General features: G+C 59.4%; 1 protein-coding gene. It reads right to left on the bottom strand.

Annotation, left to right across the window (positions count from 1 at the left end; translation table 11 throughout):
* Positions 1–570: apurinic/apyrimidinic endonuclease family protein (locus tag ACYVBJ_RS21825; RefSeq protein ID WP_460984421.1), on the bottom strand; the 570-nt coding region annotated here is incomplete at its 3' end.
* Positions 571–572 lie beyond the last annotated feature (2 nt).

A 572-nucleotide genomic window follows, 5' to 3' on the forward strand; every position in this document is an offset into this window, starting at 1 on the left:
CAGCTCGATGGTGGCATCGATGGCGTTCTTGACCTGCCAGCCCCCGTGGGCCAGCACCTGGAAGTCGGGGTTGGTCGAAGCCCCGTTCATGTAGCGCTCATGGGAGAAGAGGTTAGCCGTCCCCCACAGGAGCTTGACCCCACTGGCGGCCTGCTTCTGCTTGGCGTAGTCGACAATTTTGCGGAAGTTGGCTTCAAACTCGGCATTCGAGTTTCCTTCGGGGGCCACGTCCACATCGTGGAAGCAGTAGTAGTCCATGCCGATCTTGGTGATGAACTCGAAGGCGGCATCCATCTTGTGGTGGGCCGCGGTGAGGGGGTCGGGGTTGGCATCCCAGGGGAAGTGCTTGACGCCGGGTCCGAAGGGGTCGCTGCCGGTGCCGGTGAATGTATGCCAGTAGGCGACGGCGAATCGGAACAGCTCTTTCATGGGCTGACCGAGAATGGTTCGGTCAGCCTGGTAGAACTTAAAGGCCAGGGGGTTGTCGGATTCTCGTCCTTCAAAGGCGATGGGCTTCTCGACGAAGGGGAAGTACACTTGATCGCCAAGCGTGAGGTTAGTAGATGACATGC

It is taken from the genome of Spirosoma fluminis, from assembly GCF_054778895.1.